Origin of the sequence: Nocardia sp. NPDC004068 (assembly GCF_042874315.1) — a bacterium.
In the GTDB taxonomy this organism is placed as follows: domain Bacteria; phylum Actinomycetota; class Actinomycetes; order Mycobacteriales; family Mycobacteriaceae; genus Nocardia.
Map to the genome: position 1 here is coordinate 306229 of NZ_JBIAMW010000005.1, position 22500 is coordinate 328728.

General features: G+C 70.0%; 22 protein-coding genes. 11 read left to right on the forward strand and 11 right to left on the reverse strand.

What is annotated here, in order from left to right; all coding sequences use genetic code 11:
• Nucleotides 1-15: 15 nt before the first annotated feature.
• Nucleotides 16-237 carry a hypothetical protein gene (locus ACFYTQ_RS14935; RefSeq protein WP_387360813.1) on the reverse strand — a complete coding sequence of 74 codons (222 nt, stop codon included), beginning with the start codon at nucleotides 235-237 and terminating at the stop codon, nucleotides 16-18.
• A 194-nt stretch (nucleotides 238-431) separates the two neighbouring features.
• On the opposite strand from ACFYTQ_RS14935, the gene ACFYTQ_RS14940 reads away from it, so the two are divergent.
• Nucleotides 432-1646, forward strand: a complete 1215-nt coding sequence (locus ACFYTQ_RS14940) for a lipase family protein (protein ID WP_387360815.1) — start codon at nucleotides 432-434, stop codon at nucleotides 1644-1646.
• Nucleotides 1647-1789: 143 nt separating this feature from the next.
• On the opposite strand, the gene ACFYTQ_RS14945 is transcribed toward ACFYTQ_RS14940, so the two are convergent.
• A complete protein-coding gene (locus ACFYTQ_RS14945; protein WP_387360817.1) occupies nucleotides 1790-2446 on the reverse strand; it encodes an SDR family oxidoreductase in 657 nt (218 codons plus the stop codon).
• Between the two features lie 161 nt (nucleotides 2447-2607).
• On the opposite strand from ACFYTQ_RS14945, the gene ACFYTQ_RS14950 reads away from it, so the two are divergent.
• Nucleotides 2608-3996: a lipase family protein gene (locus tag ACFYTQ_RS14950; RefSeq protein ID WP_387360819.1), complete on the forward strand. Its 1389-nt coding sequence runs from the start codon at nucleotides 2608-2610 to the stop codon at nucleotides 3994-3996.
• Here ACFYTQ_RS14950 and ACFYTQ_RS14955 read toward each other — a convergent pair whose 3' ends face one another.
• Nucleotides 3997-5544: an acyl-CoA carboxylase subunit beta gene (locus ACFYTQ_RS14955; protein ID WP_387360821.1), complete on the reverse strand. Its 1548-nt coding sequence runs from the start codon at nucleotides 5542-5544 to the stop codon at nucleotides 3997-3999. It abuts the gene before it with no gap.
• 641 nt (nucleotides 5545-6185) lie between these two features.
• Between ACFYTQ_RS14955 and ACFYTQ_RS14960 the strand changes: the two genes are divergently transcribed.
• Entirely contained in the window at nucleotides 6186-7349 is a 1164-nt protein-coding gene (locus ACFYTQ_RS14960) for a PucR family transcriptional regulator (protein WP_387360823.1), read from the forward strand.
• A 113-nt stretch (nucleotides 7350-7462) separates the two neighbouring features.
• On the opposite strand, the gene ACFYTQ_RS14965 is transcribed toward ACFYTQ_RS14960, so the two are convergent.
• Nucleotides 7463-7978 carry a YdcF family protein gene (locus tag ACFYTQ_RS14965; protein WP_387360825.1) on the reverse strand — a complete coding sequence of 172 codons (516 nt, stop codon included), beginning with the start codon at nucleotides 7976-7978 and terminating at the stop codon, nucleotides 7463-7465.
• 739 nt (nucleotides 7979-8717) lie between these two features.
• Here ACFYTQ_RS14965 and ACFYTQ_RS14970 point away from each other — a divergent pair.
• On the forward strand, nucleotides 8718-10103 hold the full coding sequence (locus ACFYTQ_RS14970; RefSeq protein WP_387360827.1) for an ABC1 kinase family protein: 1386 nt from the start codon (nucleotides 8718-8720) through the stop codon (nucleotides 10101-10103).
• A gap of 7 nt (nucleotides 10104-10110) precedes the next feature.
• On the opposite strand, the gene ACFYTQ_RS14975 is transcribed toward ACFYTQ_RS14970, so the two are convergent.
• The 5 genes from ACFYTQ_RS14975 to ACFYTQ_RS14995 form a co-directional block, all read right to left on the reverse strand.
• Nucleotides 10111-10470: a ClpX C4-type zinc finger protein gene (locus tag ACFYTQ_RS14975; protein ID WP_387360829.1), complete on the reverse strand. Its 360-nt coding sequence runs from the start codon at nucleotides 10468-10470 to the stop codon at nucleotides 10111-10113.
• 38 nt (nucleotides 10471-10508) lie between these two features.
• The gene (locus ACFYTQ_RS14980; protein WP_387360831.1) at nucleotides 10509-11654 is read right to left on the reverse strand and encodes an acyl-CoA dehydrogenase family protein; all 1146 of its coding nucleotides are present in this window, start codon (nucleotides 11652-11654) and stop codon (nucleotides 10509-10511) included.
• 201 nt (nucleotides 11655-11855) lie between these two features.
• Nucleotides 11856-12890: an AraC family transcriptional regulator gene (locus tag ACFYTQ_RS14985; protein WP_387360833.1), complete on the reverse strand. Its 1035-nt coding sequence runs from the start codon at nucleotides 12888-12890 to the stop codon at nucleotides 11856-11858.
• 41 nt (nucleotides 12891-12931) lie between these two features.
• The gene (locus tag ACFYTQ_RS14990) at nucleotides 12932-13855 is read right to left on the reverse strand and encodes a hypothetical protein (RefSeq protein ID WP_387360835.1); all 924 of its coding nucleotides are present in this window, start codon (nucleotides 13853-13855) and stop codon (nucleotides 12932-12934) included.
• 119 nt (nucleotides 13856-13974) lie between these two features.
• Nucleotides 13975-14628, reverse strand: coding sequence for a VC0807 family protein (locus tag ACFYTQ_RS14995; RefSeq protein WP_387360837.1), 654 nt, complete (start codon nucleotides 14626-14628; stop codon nucleotides 13975-13977).
• A 166-nt stretch (nucleotides 14629-14794) separates the two neighbouring features.
• Here ACFYTQ_RS14995 and ACFYTQ_RS15000 point away from each other — a divergent pair, with 166 nt between their 5' ends.
• From ACFYTQ_RS15000 to helR, 5 genes are all read left to right on the forward strand, one after another.
• Nucleotides 14795-15289: a MarR family winged helix-turn-helix transcriptional regulator gene (locus tag ACFYTQ_RS15000; protein ID WP_387360839.1), complete on the forward strand. Its 495-nt coding sequence runs from the start codon at nucleotides 14795-14797 to the stop codon at nucleotides 15287-15289.
• Entirely contained in the window at nucleotides 15286-16107 is an 822-nt protein-coding gene (locus ACFYTQ_RS15005; RefSeq protein ID WP_387360841.1) for an alpha/beta fold hydrolase, read from the forward strand. The genes ACFYTQ_RS15000 and ACFYTQ_RS15005 overlap by 4 nt, the downstream gene beginning before the upstream one ends.
• A gap of 32 nt (nucleotides 16108-16139) precedes the next feature.
• On the forward strand, nucleotides 16140-16787 hold the full coding sequence (locus ACFYTQ_RS15010) for an SRPBCC family protein (RefSeq protein ID WP_387360843.1): 648 nt from the start codon (nucleotides 16140-16142) through the stop codon (nucleotides 16785-16787).
• An 8-nt stretch (nucleotides 16788-16795) separates the two neighbouring features.
• Entirely contained in the window at nucleotides 16796-17191 is a 396-nt protein-coding gene (locus ACFYTQ_RS15015; RefSeq protein ID WP_387360845.1) for an ArsR/SmtB family transcription factor, read from the forward strand.
• Nucleotides 17192-17311: 120 nt separating this feature from the next.
• A complete protein-coding gene (helR, locus tag ACFYTQ_RS15020; protein WP_387360847.1) occupies nucleotides 17312-19543 on the forward strand; it encodes an RNA polymerase recycling motor ATPase HelR in 2232 nt (743 codons plus the stop codon).
• On the opposite strand, the gene ACFYTQ_RS15025 is transcribed toward helR, so the two are convergent.
• Nucleotides 19464-20087 carry a TetR/AcrR family transcriptional regulator gene (locus tag ACFYTQ_RS15025; RefSeq protein ID WP_387360849.1) on the reverse strand — a complete coding sequence of 208 codons (624 nt, stop codon included), beginning with the start codon at nucleotides 20085-20087 and terminating at the stop codon, nucleotides 19464-19466. The genes helR and ACFYTQ_RS15025 overlap by 80 nt on opposite strands.
• A 49-nt stretch (nucleotides 20088-20136) precedes the next feature.
• Here ACFYTQ_RS15025 and ACFYTQ_RS15030 point away from each other — a divergent pair, with 49 nt between their 5' ends.
• Nucleotides 20137-21090, forward strand: coding sequence for a zinc-binding dehydrogenase (locus tag ACFYTQ_RS15030; protein ID WP_387360851.1), 954 nt, complete (start codon nucleotides 20137-20139; stop codon nucleotides 21088-21090).
• A 73-nt stretch (nucleotides 21091-21163) separates the two neighbouring features.
• Nucleotides 21164-21559, forward strand: a complete 396-nt coding sequence (locus ACFYTQ_RS15035; RefSeq protein ID WP_387360853.1) for a hypothetical protein — start codon at nucleotides 21164-21166, stop codon at nucleotides 21557-21559.
• Between the two features lie 7 nt (nucleotides 21560-21566).
• On the opposite strand, the gene ACFYTQ_RS15040 is transcribed toward ACFYTQ_RS15035, so the two are convergent.
• A complete protein-coding gene (locus tag ACFYTQ_RS15040; RefSeq protein WP_387360855.1) occupies nucleotides 21567-22241 on the reverse strand; it encodes a CPBP family intramembrane glutamic endopeptidase in 675 nt (224 codons plus the stop codon).
• Between the last annotated feature and the right edge of the window lie 259 nt (nucleotides 22242-22500).

A 22500-nucleotide genomic window follows, 5' to 3' on the forward strand; every position in this document is an offset into this window, starting at 1 on the left:
ACCAGGTTCGGCGGGTCAGTGCCAGAGTCGGCGGCACGGCAGCGGCCGCATGCCCGGACGGACCTTGCCGTCCACGGTCACCGCGAGGCCGGTGCTCACCGCCGCCGTCGCGAACTCCTGAGCCTCGGCGTGGGTCGCGGCGTATTCGAGGATCAGTTGGTCACCGGGCTCGGGGCCGTCGAAGTAGACCGTGACGCGTCGAGCGGTCGCCGCCGGGACGGTGTCGCGCATGTCCATGCCGTGCTCCTTCGCCTGCTGCGCTGCGCGCCGAAGGTCCGGCAGCAGCGCCGAATTCGACGGTACGGTCCTGTTCGGGGGCCTGACCAGCGGTTGTGCCGTAATTCGTCGCGCGACACAGGGCATGGGTACGGAACTTGTGATTTTTCAGGACTACTCGCGTGTCGGCGGCGCGCCCGATAATGTGTGCGGCCATGGGGAACAAAGCGTTGCGCCGTGCGTTCGGCGCGTGCGCGGGCGGCCTGTTGCTGCTCGTCGCCGCGAGCACGACGGCGGTCGCGCAACCGATCTATCCGACACCCGATCCGGACCCGTTCTACGCCGAACCGGCCGATATCGCCGACCATCAGCCCGGGGATGTGCTCGACGTGCGCGCGATGTCGCCGTTGGCCATCTTTCCCGACACCGACGTCACGCTGATCAAATTCCGCTCCACCAACTCCGAGGGCAAGCCGATCGCGGCGACGACGACCGTGCTCACGCCGCACGAGCGGGCCGCCGACGGGCCGCTGCTGTCGTATCAGACGATCATCAACGGGCTGGGCACGCGCTGCGGCGTCTCGCGGGTGCTCTACACCGACGATCCCAACCTCATGATCCGCGAGGCGCCCGCCTACAACGTGGTGCTGCGGCAGGGCTGGAGCATCGCCATGCCCGACCACCTCGGGCCCGACTTCGCTTACGGCGCGGCGCGTTTGGGCGGACAGATCACCCTCGACGGCATTCGCGCGGTGCAGAACGTCAAGCAGCTGCGGCTCGAGCACAGCCCGGTCACCATGGCCGGTTACTCCGGCGGCGGCATGGCGACCGCCTGGGCGGCCGCGCTCGCGCCCAGTTACGCGCCCGACCTGCACATCGCCGGGGCGGCCGCGGGCGGCGTGCCGATGAACCTGGTGAAGATGCTCGAGGGCCTGGGATACAACTCGCATCCGGTTTTCGGCCTGGCGATGGCCGCCGGGCTCGGCTTGGAACGCGAATACCCCGACCGCTTCCCGCTGTCGGATCAACTCAACGACAAGGGCAAGGCCCTGCGCGACCAGATGGCCAACGCCTGCACCAACGACCTGCTCACCGAGGGCGCGGGCCGCAGCGTCCTCGACGTCGCCCGCACCACCTCCATGACCCAGGACCTGCGCGCCCGCAAGGTCGTCGAGGAGAACAGCCTCGAGCTCTACACCGACAGCGTCCCGAACATGCCTGTCCTGGAATGGCATTCACCCATCGACGGCCTGGTCCCGGTGGACGCCATCGTGAACACGACACACCGCTGGTGCGGCGAGGGCGTCCGCCTCCAATCGGAGACGATCCCCGTCCCGGACCACCTCACCGCCGCGGTCCTCGGGCTGCCGGAGGTACTCCAGTGGCTCACCGACCGCTACCACGGAGTGGCGGCACCGAGCAACTGCTGACCCCTCGCGCTTCGCGCTCGGGGACAGGGGAGAGAGCGCCCCGGGGCCATGGGGTGCGCCCGGGCTCTCTCTTCTCCGGGCGCTGGGCCTCTCTCTTCTGGGGGCGCTGAATTCCCTTGTCCCCGAGCGCGAAGCGCGAGGGGTTAGGTGAGGGCGCGGATGGCTTCGGGGATGGGGGTGTCGCCGGAGATTAGTTCGAGGGTTTTGCCGTGGGTGTTCTCGGCGGGGAGGAGGTCGGCGAGGACGGTGGCTACGTCGGCTCGGGGGATGGAGCCGTAGGGGGCGGGGGGTGGGGTGAGGGTGATGTGGTGGGTGGGGTCGGTGTCGGTGAGGCGGCCGGGGCGGAGGATGGTCCAGTCGAGGCGGCGGGGGTGAAGGTCGTTCTCGGCCTGGGTTTTCGCGTCGATGTAGGCGGCCCAGACCTCGTCGCGGGACGGGTCGGGGGGCTGGCCCGCGCCCATCGAGGAGATCTGGAGGAAGCGGCGGACGCCGGCCTGTTCGGCGGCGCGGGCCAGGCGGATCGCGCCGTCGCGGTCGACGGTGTACTTGCGGGCCACGCCGCTCCCGGCGCCCGCGCCCGCGGCGAAGACGGCCGCGTCGGCGGCGGTGACGGCGGCCAGCACCTCGTCCTCGGCGGCGTGCTCGAGGTCGAGGAGCACCGGCTTCGCGCCCGTCGCCGCGACCTCGGCGGACTGCTCCGTTTTACGGATCAGGCTGTGTACCTCGTCCCCGCGCCGGGACAGCTCCCCGGCCAGCAGCAGCGCGATCTTGCCGTGTCCACCCGCGATGACGATTCGCATAACAACTGATCGTACCGATCCCCGATTCGTGTCCCGGCATCTCGAACCGGACTCGTCCTGCGCACGAAACAGCGACATCCGGGCGTTCGACCAAGTGACTTTCGTACTCTCGACTGACCTGGTCTGGCGGGTCCGGGGGAAGCTCACAACGGGAGTGGGTCATGCGGTACTGGCGCGTCCTCATCGCAGTGTTATCGATCGTCGCGGGCTCCGCGGTGGCCGCCCAGGCGCAACCGGCACAGCCGGACCCACCCGCGCCCCCCGGCCTCCCCCTGCCCCCGAATCTGTCCCTGCCCGGCCTGCAACAGTGGATCGACGCGGTGATCCCGCCGCCACCGATCCCCGCGCCGCCCGGACCGATGGCCGCGGCGGGCCTCACCCCGGCGCTGACGAATCTCCAAAGCGCCGTCATGCCAAGCGATTCCGGTGATCCGCTGTTCGACGCCTGGCCGCCGGATCTGGCCGAGCACGCCCCCGGCGACGTCCTCGAGGTCCGCGACGTCACCGCGACGGGCGGGCCGCTGGTGCTGGTCCCGGTGCGGCAGGTGCTGCAACTGAAGTTCCGCACCACCGACGCGCACGACGCGCCCTCGTTCGCGACCGCGTCCCTGGTCGTCCCGGCCGCCCCCTGGCCCGGCCCGGGTCCGCGGCCGGTGCTGGTCAACAACCTGCCCATCGACGCGCTCGGCCGCCACTGCACGCCGAGTTACACGCTGGCGCACGGCCTCAACGGCGCCGACAGCGCCACCACCGATTGGATCCCGCCCACCACCCAGCTGGCCGCGCTGCGCGGATACGCGGTGCTGATCCCCGACCACGAGGGCCCGCGCATGGCCTACGCCGAACCCTACGTGGCCGGGCACGCGGTGCTGGATTCCATTCGCGCCCTGCGCAATTGGCTGCCCGACGAATTCGCCGACAGCCGCTTCGTCATGCACGGCTACTCCGGCGGCGCCATCGCCACCCGCGGCGCGGTGGCGCTGCTCGACTCCTACGCCCCGGAACTGACCCCGGTCGTCGCGGGCGCGGCGCTGGGCGGCGTGCCCGCCGACTACAAGATCCTCGCGCGCAGCATGAACGCCAACCTGGCCTCCGGCGTGTTCCTGGCCGCCACCTTCGGCGTCGCCCGCGAACGCCCGGAGATCCTCGGCATGATGAACAACCTCGGCCGCTGGGCGGCGATCTCCCCGCTGAAGGACACCTGCGCGGGCATCTTCGGCGCGACCGGCGTGCTGATGCTGCCGATCGATATCGCCGCCGACGTCCCCGATCCGCTGCACAGCGACCTGGCCGCCGACATCTACCGCGTCACCCGCATGCAGGGCATGAAATCCGCTGTGCCGCTGTATGTCTACAACGGCGAACAGGAGTTCTGGATCCCCGCCGAGGGCGCGCGCACGCTGTTCCGCGAACAGTGCGCCCTCGGGGTGCACGCGGTCTACCGCAGCGTGCCCGGTGAACACATCATCGCCGCCGCGACCGGCTACCCGGACGCGATGAACTGGGTCGATCAGCGGTTGCGGGGCGTGCCCGCCCCGAACGAGTGCTGATCACACGGGGAACAGATTGTGCTTGCGCGGGTTGGGCTTTCGCGAGTCCTTCTCGCGCAGCAGGCGCAGCGCCTTGCGGATCTCGAGGCGGGTTCGCGACGGTTCGATGACCGCGTCGATGTAACCGCGCTCGGCGGCGATCCACGGCGTGGCGACGGTGGCATTGTAGAAGTCGATCATGTTCTGCCGCACCGTCTCCCGCTGTTCGGGCGGGGTCGCGGCGAGCTGGCGACGGCCGACGATGCCGACCATGCTCTCCGCGCCCATGACCGCGATCCGCGCGGTCGGCCAGGCCAGCGAGATGTCCGCGCCGAGCTGTTTGCAGCCCATCACCGCGTACCCGCCGCCGTACGCCTTGCGCACGACCACGGTCACGATCGGCACGCTCGCCTCGATCACCGCGCGGAAGAACCGGCCGCCGCGCTTGATCACCCCGTTGCGTTCCTCGTCCACGCCCGGCAGCACGCCCGGGGTGTCGACCACGAAGATCAGCGGCAGCCCGAACGCGTCGCAGAGCCGGATGAAGTGGGTCGCCTTGTCCGAGCACTGGGCGTCCAGCGCGCCGCCGAGCACCAGCGGCTGATTGGCGACCACGCCGACGCTGCGGCCGTCCACGCGGGCGAAGCCGGTGACGAGATTGGCGGCCGTCGCCGCGCCGATCTCGTGGAACTCGCCGTCGTCGAAGATGCGCAACAGGATGTCGTGCATGTCGTAGCCGGACTTGTCCGAGTCAGGGATGATCGCGTCGAGTTCGCGGTCGTGCGCGGTCACCTCGGGTTCCAGGCCGGGATTGACGATCGGCGGCTGCTCGAGGCAGCTCGACGGCAGGTAGCCCAGATACGAACGCACCCAGTCGAACGCCTCCCGCTCGGTGGTGGCGACGTGGTGGATGGTCCCGTTGCGGGCCTGCACCGCTGCCCCGCCCAGCTCCTCGGCGGTGACGTCCTCACCGGTCACCGCCTTGATCACGTCGGGTCCGGTGACGAACATGTAGGACCGGTCGGTGGCGACCAGGACGTCCATGTTGACCGGCCCGTACACCGATCCGGCGGCGCACTTGCCCAGCATCACCGCGACCATCGGCACGTAGCCCGACAGCTCCTCCTGACGGCGGCACATCAGCGCGTACCAGGCCAGGGAGGTGACCGCGTCCTGGATGCGGGCGCCGCCGGAGTCGTTGATCGCCACCACCGGGCAGGCGTTCTCGTACGCGAATTCCATTGCGGCGGCGACCTTCCGGCCGAACATCTCGCCGACCGACCCGCCGTAGACGGTCTGGTCGTGGGCGATCACCACCACCGGCCGCCCGTCGATGCGCCCGCGCCCGGTGACCACGCCGTCGCCGTAGTAGGCGTCCGGGGTGCCGGGCTGGCGCATGAGCGCGCCGGTCTCCACGAAACTGCCCGGATCCACCAGCATCCGAATCCGTTCGCGGGCACTGGGGATGCCTTTGTCGCGGCGTTTGTCGATTCCGGCCTGTCCGGTCGGTTCCTCCGCCAGTTCGAGGAGCTTGTGCAGTTCCTGCAGCTTTCCTCGCGTGCCCGTCATGCTCGATATGCCTTTCCGCTGTACCGCGGCCGCCGCGCACCCGTTGTGGTGCTCGGCGACCCGTGCTGCACGCTACCGCGCGGATGCGTGCCCGACCACTGATCGTTCGCGGACCGATCGCTGTCACAGAAATTCGCGATCCGGTCTGTTCCGCGTCATCACCACGGCGGGTCGGCGAATTGTGCCGAGCCCTAGCCTTCGGTCCGGCGGGTTGATGAATTGTCATCGGATTCAGCGTGATTCGAGCTCGCGACGTTTTCGTGGCCGTATCGTGATGCGGACGCGGCGCCGGAATTGCGCGGACGGCGCCGCGTTCCGGCGAATACCCGCCGGGAGTTCAGCCGGTGCGTGACCGCAGCGACGCGGCGCGTTTCGGATCAGCGCCTGGTGCACTCCAGGACGCGAATCTGGCAGGGACCGGGCAGAGGAAAGGAGGCGCCGGTTCGGTCGTGCCAGCCACCGCCGGACGGTGCCCCGATACTCGAACCCGCCGTCCGGTCACGCGACGTCGCCCATGACGAAGTCCAACCCCCTTCGTGCGCGATGCGCGTATGCGGTGGTGGACCGCCCGCCGGACGCGTTCTCACCCCTGGCGCCCGGCGGGAATCCGCATCGAGACTCGAAGTCTGGAGAGCGAAGCGATGAGCCCCACCGCATCGGACGTCGTCACCGTCACCCTGGCGACGCGAATGGCCGAGCATTTCCGTTCCGAGCGCCCCGGCGCCGAGCCCACCGAACCCGCCGCGGGTGTGCGCGACTGCCTGGCCGCGGCGTTCCAGACGCCCTACGCCCTCAACGGCCGCATGCCCGAACTGGTCGGCCGCGCCGAGTCGTGGGCGCGCGAGGGCATCGACCTGGACACCGTGCTGCGGGCCTACCACGAGGCGATCCGCGGCGGATTCGAACGCGTCGTCGGCGAGCACTCGCCGAGCTCGGCCGAACTGCTGGCCGGGACCGAACAGGTGCTGCGGCTGCTCGAGACCGTCACCATCGCCACGTCGGCCGCCTATCTCGATCAGCACCGGCTCGCCGCGCGTCAGCATCAGACGGCCGCGCAGACCCTGGTGACGGCGCTGCTGAGCGGGCGCGGCAACACCATGCTCGCGCGGCGTACCGGGATCACCGTCGCCGAGACGTATCAGGTTGTGGCGCTGTCGATTCCGCCGCATCCCGATGAGCGCAACCCGCGCATGCACACCGAGGTCGCCGCGCGGCGGAAGCTGCGCCGGTTGCAGAGCGCGCTGGCGTCGGTGCTGGGTTCGCGGGCGCTGTCGCTGTTGTCGACCGACGGCGGCACCATCCTGGTCCCGGTCGACGACGCGCCCTCGGTCACCGGCGGCCTGGCCATGACCGCGGAGACCCTCGACGTCCTCTCCGCCGCCGCCTCGGTCTCGCTCATGGCCACCGTCGTCACCGGCCCCACCGACCGCATCCCCGACCTCGCCGCCGAGGCCGCCGACCTGCTCGACCTGGTCCGGGCCCTCAACCGACCGCCCGGCCTCTATCACATGGCCGATGTCGCCGTCGAATACCAGATGACCCGTCCCGGCCCCGCCCGCGAACACCTCGCCGCCCTCCTGAACCCCCTCACCCCCCACCCCGAACTCCTCGAAACCCTCCGCGCCTTCCTCGACACCGGCCTCGACCGCAAGGCCACCGCCCACCGAATGCGCGTGCACGCCAACAGCATCGGCCACCGCCTCCGCCGCATCGAACGCCTCACCGGCTTCGACCCCGCCGCCCCCTCCGGCATAGCCCGAGCCAGCCTCGCCCTCCTCGCCCACGACCTCTCCACCACCCCCTGACCCCCTGTACACCACCCCAGCCGCACCCCTTATTCGTATCCGCACCCCTTATATGGCTCTGAAAGGGGTGCGGATCGGAATAAAGGGTGCGGCTGGGGTTGGTGGGGCTGGGGTCAGGCGCCGAAGGGGATGGCGAGGAGGGGGTGGAGGAAGTCGGGGGTTACCTCGGCGACTATCGAGACTCCGGCGTCGGTGAAATTGCTTGCGGCGCGGGACATGTGGTCGGCGGAGGTGACCAGGACGGCGTCGGCGGCGCCGAGGGCGCGCATCAGGTCGGCGGAGTTGGCGGCGTTCTCCAGGGTGTCGGTGGCGGCGGGGTCGAGGTGGATGCGGTCGGGGGCGATGCCGCGGGCGATGAGCCAGCCCGCCATGGCGTCGGCCTCGGTGACCCCGGCGCGCGGGTTGCCGCCGGTGACGATGATGGGGGAGCGGGGGGAGAGCAGGGCCTGGACGTATCCGGCCTGCAGGCGGGCGATGAGTTCGTCGCGCATGGTGCCGTCGGGGCGTAAACCGTAGCCCAGCACCACGATCGCGGTCTCGGGGCCGCGGGCGACGGCGACGGGCAGGGCGTCGGCGTGGGCGGGCGGGGCGGGTGTGGGCGCGGCGAACAGCGCACCCGTGAATACCACGGCGCCACAGAACATTCGGACGAGGTTCGCATTGAGAAACATGGATCTCCAAAAGGCCGATGCGCGGCGGGAATACTGCCTTTCGATGATGCGGCACGGAGTCGTGATCGCCTCGTGATTGCCTCTGGGACTGGACAACTCACGGGCGTGCCGACCGGGCACTTGTGATTTCGGAGACCGCCGGAATCGCGCCTCGAATTGGCTTGTATTCCTTTGATTGTGCGCTGTCACCGCGACTTCGCCGGAATCATCGTGAGATATGAAGGAGATCCCCCCGCCCGCTTCCCTTACCGTCCGCCGCGGCTTTACCGTAAGGAAGCAATACCGAACAGACCTGAATCCCGGTGGCGGTGACAACACCCTGGCGCTCCCGCCCCCCGACTGCCCGCCCGGCGGCGGACCTCCCCACCCCGCCCGGCGGGCAGTCGCATGTCCGGGATCGAGCTTGCACGGGGGTCAGCCGTTCCTGGTACGAGAGTGCGCCGCCCGGTGCCGCATAGGCACGCCGCTTCGGAGGTCGATATGGCGGTCACTCGTGGGTGGTCGCCGGGCGGGAACGACCGCTGTGACAGCGGGGCCGCCCGCCCGCCGTCCGCGTGTCGGCAGGGTGGGTCGTAGACTTTTCGTCGTATACCCGTAGGGTGGCGCGACGACATGGCGTTTCGAACGATGAGGACAAGGCGGTCGGAGCGGTGCAGATGAATCTGGCTGGAGCACGGACGGTCGGGGTGGTCGGGCGATGACCGCCGCGGCCGTGGGGACCGAGGAGCAGGCGGCGGACGCGCCGCTACGACCCGCGCTGGAGAAATTCGGGTTCGCGGAGTTCCGGCGCACGGCCGTGATCGGGTCCGTGCTCGGCGGGTCGGTGGTCAAGCGGGTGCTCGCGGGCAATATCGGCCGTCGCAAGCGGCGCCGCGCGGTCGCCGACGGCATGGTGGACGGCTTCGAGGTGCTCGGCCCGATGTTCGTCAAACTCGGCCAGCTCATCGCCTCCTCGCCCGGCGCGTTCCCGCGCGAACTCGCCGACGCCTGCCTGCGCTGCCTCGACGACGTGCCGCCCTTCCCGGCGGTCGACGCCCGCGCGATCATCGAGTCCGATCTCGGCAAGCCGATCGCCGAACTGTTCCGCGAATTCGACGACACCCCGCTCTCGGCGGCCTCGGTCGCCCAGGTGCACGGCTGTGTGCTCGCCGACGGCCGCCCCGCCGTGGTCAAGGTGCAGCGCCCCGACATCGCGCGCCGGATGATCGTGGACCTGCGCGCGGCGTTGCGGCTGGCGCGGCTGATGGAGAAGCGGTCGGAGAACGCGCGGGTCGCCAACGCCGAGGGCGTGGTTCGCGACCTGTACGAGACGACCGTGGCCGAACTGGACTTCCGCAACGAGGCCGACAACCAGACCCGCGCCCGCACGAATCTGCACGCCTTCGGCGACAACGCCGGAGTCGTTGTGCCCGAGGTCTATTGGGACTACAGCGGCCCACGCGTGCTGTGCATGGAACGGATGCGCGGCATGCCGCTGGACCGCTTCGACGACATCCGCGCGGTGCACCCGGACCCCGAACTGCTGATCCGCCGCCTGGTCAAGGCGTGGGTGGAAAGCGTTGTGGTGCACGGCCTCTTCCACGGCGACGTGCACGCGGGCAACCTGTGGCTGCTCGAGGACGGCCGCGCGGCCATGCTCGATTTCGGCATCGTCGGCAAGATGACCCCGCAGTGGCGCGAATTCGTGCGCGCGTTGTTCCACGCCAGCGCCATCGACGGCGACTTCCGCCCGGTGGCCCGCGCGCTGCGCGAACTGGATCTGCTCGACGCCGACTCCGGCGACGACGCCACCATCGGCCGCCAGCTGGCGACCGCGCTCGCGCCGGTGCTGTCGGGCAAACTCGCGCAGCTGGACATGGGCAAGGTCGCGGCGCGGCTGGTCGAATTCGGTAAGCGCCGTGGGGCTTTCGGCCCCGAACAGTTGATCCTCATGGGCAAGCAGCTCGGCTACTTCGAGCGCTACGCGGTGGCGCTGGCCCCGGGCTGGCGGCTCGGCCAGGATCTGTACCTGTTCCGCAACGTCTTCCCCGACGAGGTCGCCGCCAAGGCCGCGGCGACCGGGACCGAATTGCCCACGGACTGAACGGGATTCAGCGGAACCGTTCCCACGCCGACTGGCGGGACATGTTGATCGACGCGCCGATGCGCTCCCAGCTCACATTGCGGGTGCGCAGGTGGGCGATCCATTCGCGCAGATTGTCGTCGACCTGATGCTGGACCGCCACGATCTTCGGCAGGTGGTCCAGGATCTCGTCCTCGGTCATCGACTCCCACATGGGTACGCGCGGCGTCTGCGCGTCGGTGCCGGGCTGATCTTTCAGGATCAGCACGCACAGGTCGACGCACTGATCGCAGATGTGCACGCCGGGCCCCGCGATCAGCTTGGTGACCTCGGGGCCGCGCTTGTGGCAGAAGGAACAGCGGGTGTTCGTGTACCAGGTGTCAGGCATGTCCTGACAGTACGGTGTCAGGACATGCCTGACAACCCCTAGAGGCTGCGCCCGATGATCAGCTTCATGATCTCGTTGGTGCCGCCGTAGATCTTCTGGATGCGGGCGTCGGTGAACGCCCGGGAGATCGGATATTCGGCCATGTAGCCGTAGCCGCCGAACAGTTGCAGGCATTCGTCGGCGACCTTGCACTGCTGGTCGGTGAGCCACCACTTGGCCTTGGCGGCGGTCGGCACGTCGAGGGCCCCGCGCAGGTGCTTGGCGACGCAGTCGTCGAGGAAGGCCCAGGACACCGACTTGATCGTGTCGCATTCGGCGAGTACGAACTGGGTGTTCTGGAAGTTGAAGATCGGCTTGCCGAACGCCTCGCGCTGTTTGGCGTAGTCGACGGTGATCTCCACGGTCTTCTCGATGGCCGCCGCGGCGCTGACCGCGAGGATCAGGCGTTCCTGCGGCAGCTGCTGCATGAGCTGGATGAAGCCGAGGCCCTCGGTGGCGCCGAGCAGGTTGGTGCGGGGGACGCGCACGTCGTCGAAGAACAGTTCGCAGGTGTCCTGGCCGTGCTGGCCGACCTTCTCGAGGTTGCGGCCGCGGCGGAAGCCCGCACGGTCGGTCTCGACGGCGATGAGCGAAACCGTGTCGGCGCCTTTGCCTTCCGCGGTCTTGACCGCGACGAGGACCAGGTCGGCGAGCAGGCCGTTGGAGATGAAGGTCTTGGCGCCGTTGATGACGTACTCGTCGCCGTCGAGGCGGGCGCGGCTGCGGATGCCCTGCAGATCCGAGCCGGTGCCCGGTTCGGTCATGGCGATGGCGGCCACGATCTCGCCGGTGGCCATCTTCGGCAGCCAGGCCCGTTTCTGCTCCTCGGTGCCGTAGGAGTTGATGTAGTGCGCGACGATGGTCGAGTGCACCGGGTTGCCGAGGCTCGGCGCGAAGGCCCGGGTCTGTTCGATGGCCGCGACCGCCTCGTGCGCGAAGGTGCCCCCGCCCCCGCCGTATTCCTCGGGGATGCTCAGGCACAACAGGCCGACCTCGCCGGCCTTGTTCCAGATCTCGCGGTCCACGTGGTGCTGACGTCCCCAGCGGTCTTCGTTGGGCGCGCACTGCTTTTCGAAGAATTGGCGCGCCAATTCCGACAGCGCGTCCAGATCCTCGTCCATCCACGGGGAACGGTGCAAAGGCACGGCGGAACTCCTCCTGATCGAATACGTGCTGCCGACGGTATCGACGCCGTCGGCGCGCGCCAATGACCGCTTCGCTCGATTCGTTGACCGGATCGCTCGCCTCGTGGCCCGGCCTACCGGGCCTCGCTGGCCTGACCACCGGGCCTCGCTGGGCCCGACCTACCGGGCCTCGCCCCGGCCTACCGGGCCTCGCTGCCCGGCCTACCGGGCCTCCGGGGTGGCGGCGGGAGCGCCGAGGGCGCGGTAGGAGCCGGGCGGGCTGCCGGTCCAGCGGCGGAAGGCGCGGGAGAAGGCGCTCGGTTCGGAGAAGCCGAGGCGGCGGGACAGGGCGGCGAGGGTCTCCTCGCCGCGGACCAGGCTCGCGATGGCGGCGTCGCGCAGCACCTGTTCGCGGATGCGGCGCAGCGAGGTGTTCTCCTCGCGGAGGCGGCGGCGCAGGGTCTGCGGGCTCATGGCGAGTTCGGCGGCGATGTCCTCGACGCCGGGGTCGCTGCCGTGCGGGGTGCGTTCCAGGATCCGGCGCACCCGGGCGGCGGGGGAGACGGAGTAGTCGCGGCGGGCGAACAGTCCCGAGGGTGCGTCGCGCAGGAACTCGAGCAGGTCGTCCTCGTCGCGGATCAGCGGGCGGTCGAGGGCGGCGACGTCGAGCACGAGGGCCGGGCGGGGAGCCGAGAAGATCACGGGCGCACCGAAGATCTGCTCGTAGTCGTCCAAACCCGAAGGCGGATAAGGCACTTCGACCCGCCGCAACCGCAACCGTCCCCCCGCGGCCCAGCCCAGGAACCGATGCGCGATCATCAGCATGGTGTCGATGATCACCCCGGCGGGATGTCGAATCTCGCTGATATCGAACGAGATTCGCGCCTCCTCGCCGTCGAGGGTCAACTCCAGCGGCGGAAATCCGGGCAACGACTTCTGGAACCGGATGAACCGCCGCACCGCCGCCCCCACCGTCGGCGCGCCCAACAATCCGAAGCATACCAACCGGAACGTGCCGCGCGGCATCGGCCCCAGCCCCAGCCCGAACAACTCGTCATCGGTCACCCGCCACAGGCCCTGCGCCATCCGCACGGCCTGATCCACGGTCACGCGAGCCCGCCCCTGCCGCAACAACTCCGGCGAGATCGCGGCCCCCGCCAACATCGACTCCCCATCCCACCCCCGCCGCCCCGCCAACTCCACGATCGCCCGCACCCGAGCAATGGGCACCGTGAACCCGGCCTCGATCGACGACACGCGTCGACCGTATCAATGGAGGTCACGGCAGCCGGAGGCGATCATCGGTCGCCGAAGACCTCGGTGGCCGTCTCGGCGGTGATGGCGCGTTCCAGCCAGACATCGAGCTGGGCAAGGTCGGTGCAGCTGGTGATCCGCTCGCGGTCGGCGTCGGTGAGGTCGATGCCGCGGCGGGTGAGGATTCTCAGGATGCTTCCGGTCAATGCCTCGGCTTTGCCCTCAACCAAGCCCTCGGCCTTACCCTCGGCCAAGCCTTCGGCGCGTGCTTCGGCGCGCACGCGGCGCGCGGTCTCGGAGCGGAAGAACGACGAGTCGACGGGCATCAGTTTTCTCCACAGGTCGGCGGCCGGGGTGGCACCCAGGCCGAGTTCGGTGAGTTCTCGGAAAATGACTCGGTCCTCGTCGCCGGGGTCGAGTCGTTTCAGCACCGTGGCCAGCGTGTTCAGTATGGCACCGATGCGGGGATCCGCGGCGTGGGTGACGGCCGACAGGGTGGCCAGGGGTATGTCGGCGGCCGCCGAGTCGGTGTCGGTCACGATGGGAACGTTGTCCGGGCCGAGGACGAAGGGGAGCACGGTCATGCTGACCCAATCGCCCACCTCGACCCGGATCGGGCGTCTGGCCCACTTGGCGGTGATCGGATCGTGGCACACGATCACGAGGATCACCGGAATGCGGTATTTGGCATGGCAATACGCCACGTAGTACGCCCACGCGGCGGGCTTGTCGAGATCGTCCCGCTGTTGCGCCTCCACCAACAGCAGGAACGACCCCTGGGCGGACTCGATCCGCAGGACCGTGTCCACCCGGCGTTCGACGGGTTTGATCTCGGTGAGGTCGCACGTTTCCAGTACGACCTCCATCGGATCCGGAAACGGCAGACCCAGGGCGCGAAAGGCCCGAGCGAACACCGTCGGATCGTGCTGGAAGATCCGGTGCATCACTTCGTGTCGGGAGCTGACCATGCGGACGAGCATAGCTCGAGTCGAAAGTATGTTCGAATCCCTTCGGCGTGTTGTCGCGTGTCGCGCGCGATCGCCTCCGGGGCTCGAATCTCATTGTCCCACAGATCGATTCGCGTAGACTAACGAGCGTCGGCCGCTGCTCGCCAGCGGCGCACCAGCAGTACCGTCAGCCCGATGAGGCCGCCGATCGTGGCGATCATGAGGACCGTCGACAGCCACACCATGGTCGCGATGGGCAGTTGGTAGGCGAGCACCACGCGGACGACGGCCTCGGTGAGCAGGCCCGCGCCCCAGAGGATCGTGAGCATCCGCAGCGAGCGGCGCATGCCGGGTCGCGTGCGGTATCGCTCGTCGAAGGCGGCGAGCGCGGTCGGGTTCGACGAGGCCAGGCCCCGACGGGCGGCCACGTAGATCAGCGGCTTGCCCAGGGCGAGGCTGCCCAGGAAGGCGCAGCCGATGACGCCGGAGCCGATCGAATCCTTCGCGATCATGAAGTGGTCGTCTCCGGAGACGAAGGTCAGGGCCAGTCCGAGCGCGAAGCCCACCAGGATCACCCCCGCGAACAGGTCGATCCGCCGCGAGCGCGCGATCTCGATCAGCAACAGTGCCGCCGACAGCACGGTGCCCGCCAGCAGCGCGACCAGATTGCTCGCCCCGAGCGCGTGCAACACGTAGTACGCGGCCAGCGGCAACCCCACATCGCGGAGCATCTGCCGGGCGAACGCGCGCCGGTCCATTCCCGGGGCGGCGGGTGTGGCGGTGGTGGCGGTCATCTCGAATTCCTAACTCCCAGTTTCGGTGTCGCATACCAAGTTATGGCCGCGCGGCCCGCGCCGCCCCGACGGTTCGTCACGACCCGTCCATGACAGATGTCATCCCCGAGTCTGGATAACTCTCAGTAGATCGCTTAGTATCTAAGCGAACTTGTAAGGGAGAACGATGACGGACAACGACCGAGCGGCCTACACGACCTCGATACTGGAGAGCATCGGCCGCAGGCACGCCACCGCGACCGTGCTGTTCCACCAGGCCCTCGCCGAGAAATTCGCCCTGGCCCCGAGCGATCACAAATGCCTGGACCTGCTGCGCGACCACCCCGGGATCACCGCCAGCCGCCTGGCGGCCCTCACGGGACTGACCACGGGCGCGATCGCGGGGGTGGTGGCGCGCCTGGAACGCGCGGGATACCTACGGCGCGAACCGGATCCGATCGATCGACGCAAACAGACGCTGTTCGTGAACGACGATCGCGCGGCGGAGATCCATCACGCCGTCGAGCCCATGCGCCGCGATCTCGCCGGACTCCTGGATCGCTTCGACGAGCGGCAACTGGCCGCGATCGCCGAATTCCTCACGGAGAGCACCGATATCGCCTACCGCAATGCCGTGCTGCTGCGGCTGTCCGCGGCCTCCGGACGGGGATCCGCGTCATGAGCACTCTGGAGGTGCCTGGTGCGCGGCTGTACTACGAGGTGCGCGGCGAAGGTCCGCTGCTGGTGCTCGTGCCCGGCGCGAACGGCGACGCCCACGCGTTCGCCGGGCTGGCGGAGCGGCTCGCCCGCCACTACACGGTCGTCACCTACGATCGGCGCGGTTTCACCCGCAGCGCCTTGGTCGGCGCGCAGGACTACGCGCGCCGACTCGCCACCGACGCCGACGACGTCCGCGCGCTCATCGAAAGTCTCAGCGCCGCACCGGCGATCGTGCTGGGCAGCAGTTCGGGAGCGGTCGTCGCGCTGCGGTTGCTCGTCGATCACCCGTCGGTGGTCCGGGCCGTCGTGGCCTTCGAGCCCGCGGCCATGCGATTCCTCCCGGACGGTGGCGGCGACTGGATCGCCTTCTTCGCCGAGCTCTACCGGCGCTATCGGCGCGAGGGCCCCGAACCCGCGCTGGCCGCGTTCCGGGAACGCACCTTCCCGCCCGTCGACCACGAGGTCATGACGCGCGCCCGCACCACCGACGCGCCTTTCGGACTCGCCAACGTCACCTACTGGTTCGAACGCGAACTGCGCGAATACACCTCCGTGGAGATCGACCCGGAATCGTTGCGCCCCTGGGCCTTTCGGCTCATCCCGGCCCTCGGTCGCGCCTGCGCGGGATACCCGAACCACGGCGTGACGCGGGAGCTGGGCCGACTGTTCGACCGCCCCGTCCTCGAACTGCCCGGCGGCCACGTCGGCTACGTCACCCACACCGCCGAATTCGCCGACACATTGCTCGCGCGCCTCGCCGCGGCGGAGGACATCCGCTAATATAAGTAAAAACTTATGAAGGAGGAGATGTCATGCCCCTGCTCACCGACCCGGCGGCCATCGCCGGGCTGACCACGCGCGAGGTCCGGACCGGATCGCGGGACGGTGTGCCGACCCGGATCGCGGTCGCGCGGCGCACCTACGCGACCGATCGCGAGGATCTGTGGGACGCGCTCACCGACGCCGAGCGGATCCCGCGCTGGTTCCTGCCGGTGACCGGCGACCTGAAGGTCGGCGGGCATTACCAGCTCGAGGGCCACGCGGGCGGGGTGGTCGAAAGCTGTGATCCGCCAACGCGTTTCGATCTCACCTGGGGGATGGGTGATCAGGTGTCGTGGGTGCGGGTGACGCTCACCGCCGCCGACGCGGGCACGACGCTCGAGCTGGTCCATGAGGCGGTCGTCGACCCGGATATGTGGACGCGATTCGGTCCGGGCGCGGTCGGCGTCGGCTGGGATCTGCTGTTCATGGCGCTGGGGTTGTACACCGCCAGCGGGGTCGCGGTGGATCCGGCCGAGGGCCTGGCCTTCCCGACGACGCCGGAGGGTACGGAGTTCGTACGGGTCGCGGCGCGGGGCTGGGCGGAGGCGGCGGTCGCCGACGGGGACGACGCGGACACCGCGCACGCGGCCGCCGAGCGGACGGTGGAGTTCTACACGATCGAGCCCGAGCAGGGCTGACGGATTCGATGAACGCCGGTCCGGCCGAGATCTTCCAGGCCCTCGCCGATCCGGTCCGCTGTCACATCCTCGAATTGGTCGCCGGTGACGAGCGGCCCGCGGGAGCGATCGTGGCGGCGGTCCGGGAGCGCGCGGCCATCTCCCAGCCCGCCGTCTCGCAGCATCTGAAGGTGCTGCGCGACGCCGGGCTGGTCCGCGTGCGCGCGGAGGGCACCCGCCGGTTCTACGCGTTGGACCGTACGGGCCTGGACGCGGCCCGAGAATGGTTGGCGCACTTGATCGATCCGCTCGCCGCCTTCGCACAGCCGCTGGACGCCCTGGCCACCGAGGTGGCACGCGGCAAACGTGCGCGCCGCGGCGCGAATTCGCAGGAGAGCGGGGGTGATGTGGCGAAGCACGCCTGAGGAAGATTCCCTTCCACTTTCAACATATAGCCGACCCCGGGGCTTGCCGCAAGGCCCCGGGGGTGCCGCACAATGGCTGGCCTGAGGCGTGTGCCTGCGGAAAAGCTGAGATGGAGGGGAATGTCGACTCAGACGTACGACGACGAACTGCGGTCCGAGCAGGAGTACGTGACCGACCTGTACGCGCGGCTGGACGCCGAGCGGGCGCGGGTGCGCGACCAGTATCGGGCGGCCCTGCGGGGAACCGGCGGGTCGCCGATGGAACGCGATGTCGAGGTGCGGACGCTGGCCCGGGAGGCGAAGCGGCTCGACGTGGCCGACAACGGCCTGTGCTTCGGGCGGCTGGACGCCGACTCCGGGGAGCGGCGCTACATCGGGCGGATCGGCATCCAGGACGAGGCCGACGACTTCGAACCGCTGCTGCTGGATTGGCGGGCGCCCGCCGCGCGCGCGTTCTACACGGCCACCGCCGCGAATCCGGAGCACATGGCGCGGTGCCGCCAGTTCCTCACCAGAGGCCGCCGTATCGTCGACTTCACCGATGAGGTGCTCGGCCGTCCGGGCGGCGGGGAACGCGGTGACGCGGCGCTGCTCGCGGCCGTCAACGCGCCGCGCGGCGAGGGCATGCGCGACATCGTGGCGACGATCCAGGCCGAACAGGACGAGATCATCCGCCTCGAGCACCCCGGCGTGCTGGTGATCGAGGGCGGTCCGGGCACCGGGAAGACCGTGGTGGCGTTGCACCGTGTCGCGTATCTGCTCTACACCCAGCGCGAGCGGATGGAACGCCACGGGGTGCTCGTGGTCGGGCCGAATCCGGCGTTCCTGCGGCACATTTCGCGGGTGCTGCCGTCGCTGGGCGAGACGAATGTGGTGTTCACGACCACCGGCGATCTCGTGCCCGGCCTGCGCGTCACCGCCGAGGACACCCCCGAGGCCGCGCGGCTGAAGGGATCGCTGCGGATCCTCGACGTCCTCGCCGCCGCGATCGCCGACCGGCAGCGCGTCCCCGCCGAGCCGCTGCCGATCGAACTGGCCGATGTCACGACCCGCATCGACGCCGAGACCGCGGAGTGGGCGCGGGAGGAGGCGCGCGCGAGCGGCCTGCCGCACAACGAGGCGCGCACGGTGTTCCGCGAGATCCTCACCTACGTGCTGTCCGAACGCGCGACGAGCCGCATCGGTCGCGGATGGCTGACCCGCGAGGATCGCGACGCCTGGGCGCAGCTGCGGTCCGACGTGCTCACCGAACTCGCCGACAACGAGCGGTTCACCGCCGCCCTCGACGCCCTGTGGCCGATCCTGACCCCGGAAACCCTACTGGCGCAACTGTTCTCGTCGAGGGAGCGGCTGCGCGCGGCGGGCGCGGACGAGGCGCTGTGGCGGGCCGACGGCGACGCCTGGACGATCTCGGACGTCCCGCTGCTCGACGAACTGGTCGATCTGCTGGGCCGCGACAAACCCGCCGACGACACCGCAGAGCGCGAACGCCGCGCCGAGGCCGAGTACACCGCGGGCGTGCTCGACATCCTGGTCCACCGCGAGGACATGATGGACGACGAGGACCATCTGTTCGCCCACGACATGCTCTACGCCGAGGACCTCGCCGAACGGTTCATCGAACGCGACACCCGCGAACTCGCCGAACGCGCTGCGGCGGACCGGGATTGGACCTATCGGCACGTCGTGGTCGACGAGGCGCAGGAGCTGTCGGAGATGGACTGGCGGGTGCTCATGCGGCGCTGCCCGGGCCGGTCGTTCACCATCGTGGGCGATCTGGCCCAGCGCCGCTCGCCCGCGGGCGCGACGTCGTGGGCGGCGATGCTCGAGCCGTATGTCCCCGGTCGCTGGAAGTACCGCTCGCTGACGGTGAACTATCGCACCCCGGCCGAGATCATGGCCGTCGCGGCGGCGGTGCTCGCCGATTTTGCGCCGGAGGTCCAGCCGCCGGACTCGGTGCGCGCGTGCGGTGTCCGGCCGTGGTCGCGGCGGGTCGACGCGGCCGAATTGCCTTCGGCCATAGCGGAATTCGTGCGCGACGAGGCGGGCCGGGAGGGCACGAGCGTGGTGATCGGCCCGGTGGGTGTGCCGGGCACGGTTCCGGCGTCGGCGACCAAGGGACTCGAATTCGACGCGGTGCTGGTGGTGGATCCCGAACGCATCCTCGCCGAGAGTCCGCGCGGGGCGGCCGAACTCTACGTCGCCCTGACCCGCGCCACCCAGCGCCTCGGGGTGCTGCACGAGGGCCCGCTGCCGTCGGTGCTGACCGGTCTCACCGAGTCGACCCCACCGGCAGCGCCGCCGGTGGCAGCGGCGGGCGGTCCGGGGCGGCGCGGAACGCCTCGATCATGAGCGCGGCGAACCGCCGTGACGCCGCGATCCGGGCGGCCGCCGATTTCGCGCGGATGCCGCGATGCGCCATGAGCACGAGGATCAGATCGTCGGGCAGGAAATCCGGACGCAGGTGACCGGCCCGCTGCGCGCGGCGGGCCACGTCGGCGACCGCGGCCAGGGCGTATTCGCGGTCGGCGGCGAAATCGAGCGCCTTGGGATAGGACGCCATGAACGCGTCGGTGAAACCCTGGTTGTGACAATGCAATTCGCAGAGGTTCTCGATCATCGAACGGAAGCCGCGCCACGGATCGGTGTCGGCGAGCCCGGTCTCGACGATGGCGCGGCACTGCCGCATCTGATCGGCGAACGCCTCGGTCGCGAGGATCTCCTTGGTCGGGAAACGCCGGTACAGGGTGGCCGGGCCGACGCCCGCGCGCCGGGCGATCTCGCGCATGGGCACCGTGATGCCCTGCTCGGCGAACAGGTCGCGGGCCGCGGTGAGGATGCGTTCGCGGTTGTCGCGGGCGTCGGAGCGCAACGGGTGAGGCAAACGGTCGGGCACCGCTCTCACTTTAGCGAAGTGGACGGGGGCGTCCGTTAGCTTCGGCCGCATGAGGACAGTCGAGATTCGGACATTCGGTTCTCCCGGTGAACTCGCGGTCGCCGAGCGGCCCGACCCGGTGCCCGCGCGCGGCGAGGTCGTGATCGACACCGAGGCCATCGGCGTCGGCGGGGTCGACGCGGTGATCCGGCGCGGGACCGTCGGGAGCTACGGATTCACCGCGGGACATGTACCCGGAAGCGAGGTGGCCGGGGTGGTGTCGGTGGTCGGCGCGGATGTCGACCGGGCGTGGATCGGCAGGCGGGTGTGGGCGTTCACCGGGACGGGCGGCGGCTACGCCGAGCGGGCGGTGGCGCCGATCGAGCAGGTGCTCGCCCTGCCCGACGAGATCGCGGCCGCCGACGCGGTGACCGTGGGGACGTCCGGTACGGTGGCCGAATTCGGTTTGGCGCGTGCGGGTTTCGCGCCGGGGGAGAAGGTGCTCGTGCGTGGCGCGGCGGGCGGCATCGGGGTGCTGGCCGTGCAATTGGCGGCGCGCGGCGGGGCGGGAGTGGTGGCGGTGACGACGTCGTCGGCCGAGCGCGGGGCGCGGCTGCGGGCCTTGGGCGCGACCGAGGTACTGGATCGGTCCGGGTCCGATGCGGAGTCGGGATACGACGTCGTCCTCGATCTGGTCGGGGGGCCGGAGCTGCCGTCGTTCCTGTCCCGGCTCGCGCCGAACGGCCGCATGGTCGCGCTCGGGGTGGTCGGCGGATTCCCGCCGCCGGACTTCGGCGCGGCGATCCTCGCGGCGTTCCGGCGGTCGATCTCGTTCGGCACCTTCAGCGCCGACACCGTGCCGACCGCCGATCTGCACGCGGTGCGGATCGAACAGTTCGGCGCGGTGGCGCGCGGCGAGCTGCGGTCGGTGGTGCACGAGGTGCTGCCGTTGGATCGGGCCGCGCTCGCGCACGCGAAGATGGACGCCGGGGAGGTGTTCGGCCGAATCGTGCTGACACCGTAGCCGCGGTCGGGCAGGATGGATTCGACCGAGTGTGTTCCGCGATCCACTTCCGCCACGCAGGAGGACGAGATCCATGGAAATTCTTCGGAAGTATCGGCGTTCGGCCCGTACCGTGACCGTACTCGGGGCGCTGGGCGCCGCGCTCGCCGTCGCCGCCGGGCCCGCGTTCGCCGCCAACAGCATCGACGTCACCGGCGTCGGTCCGATCAATATCGGGGTGAACTACAGCTGCGACGCCGACGCCGGGGTGGTCGCGGTCAAGGTCATGGTCGGCGATCCGCAGGCGGATCAGCCCTCGGCCACCGGCAGTGAGACCGGCGTCGTCTGCGACGGCCAGCAGCAGTCCACGGTGGTCGTGCTGACCGGGGCCGGCCTCGCGGCGGGCCAGACCGTGCAGGTGCGGGCGGCGCTCGTCGATCGCGACGACACCGTGGTGTCCGGTCAGGCCAAGGTGTTCGAACTGCGTTGACCCACGGTCACCGGCCGCCCAGCCGCACGCGGGCGGCCGGTGCCGCGCCGTGGTAGAAGTGGCGGCCCAGGCCGATCGTGAACACGAGCATCCCGTACACCGAATGTTCGACGGTCGCCGCGAACAACGACCGCGTGCGCAGGTACCGCATCGCGAACAGCCACCCGCCGACTCCGCTGGCCGCCACCGAGAACCAGCTCCCGAAGATGATGTGCACGTACCCGAAGGCCAGCGCGCTCGCCGCCGCGAGCCCCGGCCCCTCCCCGAACACCGGCGCGTACCGGTGGAACAGGAACGACCGATAGATCACTTCCTGCGGATACACGCTCACCGCCGGATACAACAGCATCACCGCCAACCAGAGCAGCGGGCTGCGCCGCGGCAGATCGAACAGATCCGCCCGGCGCAGCACCGCCACCCCCGCGGTCAAGGCCGCGGCGTTCGCCCCCGCCGTGAGCGCCATCGCCCCCGCCTGGGGCCGCAGGGCCTCCGCCCGCCACAACGACTTCCGATCGAAATCCCTCGACCGCCGCAGATACACCGTCGCCCCCGCCGCGAGGGCCAGCAGGGCCGGGATCGGCGGCTTCCCCCGCAACACCGCGTTGTACGCGGTCGTCCCCCCGAAGAACAGCGCCACATACTCCGCGGCCAGATAGGCCCGCCGAAACCGTCGAATCCGCATGGGGCCCACGATAATTCCCCGCCTGTGCTCCCGCAGGGTGACCGCGGGCCGTCGACCTGGGTGGACGCGCCCTTCCGGCCCGACGGCCGGAACGCCCCGATCCCTGCCACCGTGCCCGCGCCGGACGGCCCGGTCGCCGAACGCGTGCGATTCGTCGACCAGCAGGACACCGCCGCTAAAGCAATCGGCCGCGTGCGGCGGTCCGCTCATTAGGCTCGGGGAACGTCGAGCGAGAGGGGTTCGGGTGAGCGGCGGGTCG